This is a genomic window from Micromonospora foliorum, assembly GCF_022229015.1.
In the GTDB taxonomy this organism is placed as follows: Bacteria; Actinomycetota; Actinomycetes; order Mycobacteriales; family Micromonosporaceae; genus Micromonospora; species Micromonospora foliorum.
In genome coordinates, this window is sequence record NZ_JAKKFF010000315.1 from 1 (window position 1) to 6,511 (window position 6,511).

General features: G+C 73.0%; 7 protein-coding genes and 1 pseudogene. 7 read left to right on the plus strand and 1 reads right to left on the minus strand.

Annotated elements, in window-relative coordinates; translation table 11 throughout:
• The first annotated feature begins 125 nt into the window (after window positions 1–125).
• From PSH25_RS22220 to PSH25_RS22235, 4 genes are all read left to right on the plus strand, one after another.
• Window positions 126–1,064 carry a lysylphosphatidylglycerol synthase transmembrane domain-containing protein gene (locus tag PSH25_RS22220; protein ID WP_238660909.1) on the plus strand — a complete coding sequence of 313 codons (939 nt, stop codon included), beginning with the start codon at window positions 126–128 and terminating at the stop codon, window positions 1,062–1,064.
• Window positions 1,065–1,122: 58 nt separating this feature from the next.
• Window positions 1,123–1,815 (plus strand): GTP cyclohydrolase II, encoded by a 693-nt coding sequence (locus PSH25_RS22225; RefSeq protein ID WP_238660910.1) that lies wholly within the window; start codon window positions 1,123–1,125, stop codon window positions 1,813–1,815.
• Window positions 1,812–2,528: a RibD family protein gene (locus PSH25_RS22230; RefSeq protein WP_238660911.1), complete on the plus strand. Its 717-nt coding sequence runs from the start codon at window positions 1,812–1,814 to the stop codon at window positions 2,526–2,528. The genes PSH25_RS22225 and PSH25_RS22230 overlap by 4 nt, the downstream gene beginning before the upstream one ends.
• A 96-nt stretch (window positions 2,529–2,624) precedes the next feature.
• Entirely contained in the window at window positions 2,625–3,176 is a 552-nt protein-coding gene (locus tag PSH25_RS22235) for a DinB family protein (protein WP_238660912.1), read from the plus strand.
• 29 nt (window positions 3,177–3,205) lie between these two features.
• Here PSH25_RS22235 and PSH25_RS22240 read toward each other — a convergent pair whose 3' ends face one another.
• On the minus strand, window positions 3,206–4,735 hold the full coding sequence (locus tag PSH25_RS22240) for an FAD-binding oxidoreductase (protein ID WP_238660913.1): 1,530 nt from the start codon (window positions 4,733–4,735) through the stop codon (window positions 3,206–3,208).
• Window positions 4,736–4,815: 80 nt separating this feature from the next.
• Here PSH25_RS22240 and PSH25_RS22245 point away from each other — a divergent pair, with 80 nt between their 5' ends.
• The 3 genes and pseudogenes from PSH25_RS22245 to PSH25_RS22255 all read left to right on the plus strand — a co-directional run.
• On the plus strand, window positions 4,816–5,628 hold the full coding sequence (locus PSH25_RS22245) for a TetR/AcrR family transcriptional regulator (protein WP_238660914.1): 813 nt from the start codon (window positions 4,816–4,818) through the stop codon (window positions 5,626–5,628).
• Between the two features lie 10 nt (window positions 5,629–5,638).
• Window positions 5,639–6,097, plus strand: a complete 459-nt coding sequence (locus tag PSH25_RS22250) for a GNAT family N-acetyltransferase (protein WP_238660915.1) — start codon at window positions 5,639–5,641, stop codon at window positions 6,095–6,097.
• A 102-nt stretch (window positions 6,098–6,199) separates the two neighbouring features.
• Window positions 6,200–6,511, plus strand: a pseudogene (locus PSH25_RS22255) (Hsp70 family protein); the annotation flags it as partial.

Below are 6,511 nucleotides of genomic sequence, written 5' to 3' on the forward strand. Positions count from 1 at the left end.
CGGCGGCCGGCCGGCTCACCGTGCTTGTCGAACACAGTGACCTCCTCGCCGGTGGATGAACCGTTCACGCCCTGGGTACGTGCACTAGGGCAAGTGGACGATCTTCAAGGGGAGGGCCGGCGCCGATGTTCTGGGCCTGGGCACGAGTGGTCGGCGGGGTGGGTCTGCTCGCCGTCCTGCTGTGGCAGGTGGGCAGTGGCCCGTTCCTCGCCGGAGTACGACTGATCGACGCGCCAGCGTTGGCAGCGGCGCTGGTCATCGGGGTGCTCACCACGGTCTGCGCGGCGTGGCGGTGGAGCCTGGTCGCCGGGGGCCTCGGCGTCCGCCTGCCGCTGGCGACCGCCGTGGCGCACTGCTACCGGGCCGTGTTCCTCAACGCCACCCTGCCCGGCGGGGTGCTCGGCGACGTGCACCGGGCGGTACGCCACGGCCGCGACGCCGGTGACGTCAGCCGGGGCATCCGCGCGGTGGTCTGGGAGCGTACCGCCGGGCAGGTGGTCCTGCTCGGAGTCGCGCTGGTGGTGCTCGCGGCCTTCCCGTCCCCGGTGCGGCCGTACCTGCCGGTCGCCGCCGCCCTGCTCGTCGCCGGCGGGCTGGCCGCCGTGCTGCTGGCCCGGTTCCTTCCCAACGGCGGTGGGTCGCGTTGGGCGACGGCACTGCGTACCGCCGTGGCGGACGTGCGCTCGGGGCTGCTGGCGCGGCGCACCTGGTTCGGTGTGCTTGTCGCCTCGGCGGTGATGGTCGCCGGTCACCTGGCCACCTTCCTGGTGGCGGCGCGTACCGCCGGATCGGACGCCCCGCTGTCCCGACTGCTGCCGTTGACGCTGCTCGCCCTGCTCGCCATGGGCCTGCCGTTGAACGTGGCCGGCTTCGGACCGCGCGAGGGGGTGGCGGCGTGGGTGTTCGGCGCGGCCGGCCTCAGCGCGGCCGAGGGCGTCGCCACCGCCACCGTCTACGGCGCACTGGTGTTGGTGGCCAGCCTGCCCGGGGCCGCCGTGCTGCTCGCCCGTCGGCGTCGAATTCCGGTGGCAGCCCGGGAAGCCGCCTCCGGCGGCGGCTGTTGAGTCGGTTGTGAGACGGTACGCGTCGCCGGACGGCGGTGACGCCGGACAAAGGAGTCCCATGCCCGAAGCATTGCCGGTTGCCACGATCCGCACGCAGGTCACGGTGCCGTTGGCGTTTCCGGACGGCTACACCACGACGGCCCGGGTGTTCACCTTCAAGGGCCTTGTGGACGGTCGGGAGCACCTGGCCCTCGGCCTCGGCGACTGGGCGGGTGCCCTGGACCGGCTCGCCGCCGGGGGAGAAGCCCCGCTGGTCCGTCCGCACAGCGAGTGCCTGACCGGCGACGTGTTCGGCAGCGAACGCTGCGACTGCGGGCCGCAACTGCGGGAGGCGGTGCAGCGGATCGCCGAGACCGGCGGTTTCCTGCTCTACCTCCGCCAGGAGGGCCGTGGCATCGGCCTGTACGCCAAACTCGACGCGTACGCGTTGCAGGACGCCGGGTTGGACACCTACCAGGCCAACGTGGCGCTGGGCCGGGGCGAGGACGAGCGGGACTACACCTCCGCCGCGCAGATGCTGGCCACGTTGGGCGTGCCGCGGGTCCGACTGCTGAGCAGCAACCCGGACAAGGCCGAGCAGTTGACCCGGCTGGGCGTGGACGTGGCCGAACGGGTGCTCACCAGCGTCTTCCTCTCCCCGGCCAACGCCGACTACCTGGCGGCGAAGGCGGCCAAGGCCGCGGAGGTCGAGGCAGCCGAGGCGGCGGACGCGCTCGCGGGCCGTTCTTCTGAGCGGCCCGTCTCCCGATGAGTTCGCGGCCGGAGCCGACGCGGCCGTACGTGCTGCTGAGTTGTGCCACCTCCATCGACGGGTACATCGACGACGCCTCCGAGCAGCGGTTGCTGCTGTCCAACGAGGAGGACCTGGACCGGGTCGACGCGGTCCGGGCCAGCTGTGACGCCATCCTGGTCGGCGCCGGCACCGTCCGACGTGACGACCCTCGGCTGCTGGTGCGCTCCCCGGGTCGCCGGGACGAGCGGGTGGCGGCCGGTCGACCCGCCTCGCCCACCAAGGTCACCCTGACTGCCCGGGGTGACCTCGACCCCACCGCCCGGTTCTTCACCGCCGGTGATCCGGCCCGGCTCGTCTACTGCGCCACGGGCGCCTTGGAGAAGACCCAGGAACGGGTCGGCCGACTGGCCACCGTCGTCGACGCGGGTGAGCCCGTCGACCCGGGCTGGGTGCTGACCGACCTGGCCGCGCGGGGCGTACAGCGGTTGATGGTGGAGGGCGGCGGGACGGTGCACGCCCAGTTCCTCGCCGCCGGTCTCGCCGACGAACTGCACCTGGTGGTCGCCCCGTTCTTCGTCGGGGACGGCCGGGCGCCCCGGTTCGTCGGCGAGGGCCGGTTCCCCTGGCACCCGGGTCGCCGCGCCCGCCTGGCCGAGGCCCGCCAGATCGGCGACGTGGTCCTGCTCCGCTACGCCCTCTCCACCCGCTGCCCCGCCGATCCCGCCAGCTGATCTGGGGGCCCACGCACCGAGCCGCCGGGCACTGTCACGAGCCATCGAGTGATTATTCTGTCGACGGCGGTGCCGGCGCCCCGACAGAATCTCCGGATGTCCGTAGCGCCGCTGGCCCTCCTGCGCTGGCAGTTCGACCTGACGTGGTCGCTGTTCGAGTACCACCTTGAGCGACTCGACCCCGCTGAGTTCCTCTGGGAGCCGGCCGCCCACTGCTGGTCGGTGCGGCAGAGCGCGGACGGCACCTGGACCCCGGACTGGGCCGACACCGAACCCGACCCGGTCCCGGCGCCGACGATCGGCTGGCTCACCTGGCACGTCGGTTGGTGGTGGACCGTGACGATGGACCATCTCCGGGGTGGATCGGCGCGGCAGCGCACGGCCGTTGCCTGGCCGGGCGCGGGTGAGCCGAGTGTCGCCTGGCTGCGTGGCCTGCGCACCGAATGGCTGGGTCTGCTCGACCAGCTCACCGACAGTGACCTCGACCGCGTCGCGACGTTCCCCTGGCCGGACGGGACCGACCACACCGTCACGCACACCATCGGTTGGGTCAACTCGGAGCTGATGAAGAACGTCGCGGAGATCGGTCAGCTCCGGCTGCTCCGCGCGGCACGAACCGATCGGGACGGCCCGGCCGCTCGACCCTAGGCCAACGCGACGCAGGTGCCAGGTTGCGGTCAGTGGCCGGGTGGTCGTACCGACAGGTCGTGGTGGAAGACGTCGCGGGGGTCCCAGCGGGCCTTGACCTGTTGCAGCCGCCGGTAACTGGACCCGAAGTAGATCTCCGGCCATGGTCGGGTCGCGGTGGTGAGGTCGACGTCGGGATAGTTGATGTAGGCGCCGTCCGGTGGCACACCGCCGGTGTCGGCGTACATGTCCCGATAGAACTCGCGGATCCAGGCCAGGTGCCGGGGGTCCGCGGCCGGGTCGCCCCAGCCGGCGAGGTAGAACAGCAGCATTGACGCGTCCCGCTGGACGGCGGCGGTGGAAGTCGGTGCCACGGCGTTGATCGCCCCGCCGTAGGTGTTGAGGCTCACCGAGCCGGCAGGTAGGTCACTGTCGCGGGTGAGGTGGCGGTAGGCCACGTGCAACTGCCGCTCGGTGAGGGGCGGGCGGTGGAAGGCGGACTTGACCTTCAACCGCCAGCCCTTGCCGTCGTCGCTGTGGCCGCCGAGGGCCGCGGTCAGCCAGGGCAGCGTCTGCGCCGAGACGGTCGGCGTGACACCGACGCCGTCGCCGAGCGCCCCGACGAGTTCCTCGAGCAGGTGTCGGCTGCCGTGCGGGACCTGACCGGCGAGGGTGTGACCGCCAACCTGCGGGCGGGACAGCACCAACTCGCCGTACAGGTGCCGGCCCCGGGAGTCGGGCGCGCTGTTGCGGGCGCACCAGCGGCCGAAGTTGCCGGCGAGTCGGTGAAAGCCCGGCTCGTCCATGCCGGCCCACGGCCAGGTGATGGTGAAATCCAGTACCCGCGCGGGTGGGGTGGGAAGCGAGCGGAACCAGTAGCGGGTGACGACACCGAAGGTTCCCCCGCCGCCGCCGGTGTGCGCCCACCACAGGTCGCGGTGCGGGTCCGTCGGCTCCCGGGTGGCGACCACCGCACGGGCGGTGCCGCCGCGGTCGACCACGACCACCTCCACCGCGTACAGGTGGTCAACCACGAGTCCGTGCAGGCGGGAGAGACGACCGTAACCGCCACCGGTGATGTGGCCACCGACGCCGACTCCGGGGCACGAGCCACCGGGAAGGGTCACCCCCCAGCCCAGAAAGAGCCTGCGGTACGCCTCACCGAGCGTGGCGCCCGCCTCGACCGCGAAACCGAACCGTCGGGGGTCGTGGTAGACCTCGGTCAGTCCGGACAGGTCGATCACCATCCGGACCGCGGGGTCGTCCACGAACCCCTCGAAGCAGTGCCCGCCGCCGCGTACCGCCACCCGTCGGCCGGTGCGGACGGCATCCTGTACGGCCGCGACGACCTGCTCGGTCGAGCCGACCACGCGCACCTCGTCCGGCGTGCCCACGAACCGTCGGTTGCCGCGGCGGACCAGGTCCGCGTACCGGGGGTCGTCCGGCCGCACCCGGACCGGGCCGAGTGGGGGCGGGCCGCCCGCCGGTGGCGCGGCGGCGGAGACCGGGGACGGATAGAGGACGGCGGCGGAGGCGACTGCGCCGACGCGGAGCAGATCTCTGCGGCTGGGCGGATTCATGCCTGCGATCCTGTCGCCGCCGGGCGGACGACGTGCAGTACTTTCGTCACACGGAGTGCCGTGACGAAACTGGAGGCGGCGTGCTCAGTGCCCGGTGTGTCGAGTGCGAGGTGGAGCTGCCCGTCGGCGCCGGCCGAGGGCGCCCGCGCCGCTACTGCTCCCGGCGCTGCCAGGCCCGCGCGTACCGCAGGCGTCGTGAGCACGGCCCCACCAGCACCCCGCGTCGGGTGCGGGACCTGCCCGCGCCCACCGGCGGCGATCCGCGCCACCGGTTGGTCGCCCTCGCGGTCGAACTGGCGGACGCCGGCGGCCTGGACGCTGTCTCCCTGCGGGTCCTCGCCCAACGCGCCGGCATGCCCGCCCACGCCGTGTACCGGCACGTCCGGAACCGGGCCGACCTCCTCGCCGCGATGGCCGAACAGATCACCGCCACCCGCCCGCCCGGCACCGCACCACTACCGCGTGATCCGCGCCAACGGCTCGAACGGCTGGCCGGGGACGAGTGGACGATGTACCGCCGCCATCCCTGGCTGCTGGCCGTCCTCGCCACCGACCGGCCGCCGACCGGGCCGGCGGTACTCGCCATGGTCGACCGGGTCGTGGCGGCGTTCACCAGCGCCGGGTACGACCCGGCCGAGGCGTTCCGCGCCTACCTGGCGCTCAGCGGCTACATCCAGGGCATGGCCTTGCTCATCCGGCAAGACCCGGCTGACACCCCCTACCACGCCTGGTGGTCGGCGACCCTGAGCCGGCTGGAGCGGACCGGCCGGACCCGGGAGCGACCCTGGCTGGCCGCGGCCGGGCAGACCAGACCCGACACCGACCTCGACACCTGGTTCCAGTTCGGCCTGCGCGGGCTGCTCGACGGGCTGTTGCGCAGTCCCACTCGGTAGGGTGGCCGGCGTGCCGCGACTGGAGACGATCACCAAGGACAACGTGGAGGCCGCCTGCCGGGTGAGCGTCCGGCCCGACCAGGAGAAGTTCTCGTCTCCGGTCGCCTGGTCCCTCGCCGAGGCGTACGCGCAACCGGAGGTCGCGTGGCCGCGTCTGATCGTCGAGGGTGACGAGATCGTCGGCTTCCTGATGGGCTTCTTCGACATCGTGTGGGACCCGGCCCGACCGGACGACAGGCGCTCGGGCCTGTGGCGGCTGAACATCGCCGCCGCGCACCAGGGCCGGGGGTACGGCCGCTTCGCGGTACAGGCCGTTCGCGACGAGGCCCGCCGACGGGGGCACGACCGCGTCTACACGACGTGGGACCCGGGGCCGGACGGCCCGGAGCGGTTCTACCTGAAACTCGGCTTCCAACTGACCGGGGAGACCAGCGGCGACGAGGTGGTGGGCGTCCACTCCACCCACTGACCCGGCACCACCGACCACCCCGGACCGAGTGATCAGCGGTGCGGCGGGGCCTGCGTACGATGCGGGGTCGAGTTCCCCTCGTCGCGGCGGAGGTATCGGGCAATGGCAGGCCAGCACGAGGGTTTCGCGCTCGGCGTCGACCTCGGTACGTCCAACACGGTCGCGGTGCTGCGCTGGCCGGACGGGCGGACCCGTCCGCTGCTGATGGACGGTCAACCGCTCAGTCCGTCCGCCGTCTACGCCGACCCGGACGGCACCCTGCACACCGGCTGGGACGCCCGACGGTTGGCGCAGGCCGACCCGGCCCGGTTCGAGGCGAACCCGAAACGTCGGGTGGACGAGCCGACCGTGCGGCTCGGCGACCGCGCGTACCCACCGGCCGACCTGCTCGCCGCGGTGCTGGCGGCGGTCGCG

What these genes read in the sequence shown, in the direction of transcription:
- PSH25_RS22220 (WP_238660909.1), top strand. Translation starts at nt 126, where the DNA reads ATGTTCTGGGCCTGGGCACGAGTGGTCGGCGGGGTGGGTCTGCTCGCC.
- PSH25_RS22225 (WP_238660910.1), top strand. Translation starts at nt 1,123, where the DNA reads ATGCCCGAAGCATTGCCGGTTGCCACGATCCGCACGCAGGTCACGGTG.
- PSH25_RS22230 (WP_238660911.1), top strand. Translation starts at nt 1,812, where the DNA reads ATGAGTTCGCGGCCGGAGCCGACGCGGCCGTACGTGCTGCTGAGTTGT.
- PSH25_RS22235 (WP_238660912.1), top strand. Translation starts at nt 2,625, where the DNA reads ATGTCCGTAGCGCCGCTGGCCCTCCTGCGCTGGCAGTTCGACCTGACG.
- PSH25_RS22240 (WP_238660913.1), bottom strand. Translation starts at nt 4,735, where the DNA reads ATGAATCCGCCCAGCCGCAGAGATCTGCTCCGCGTCGGCGCAGTCGCC.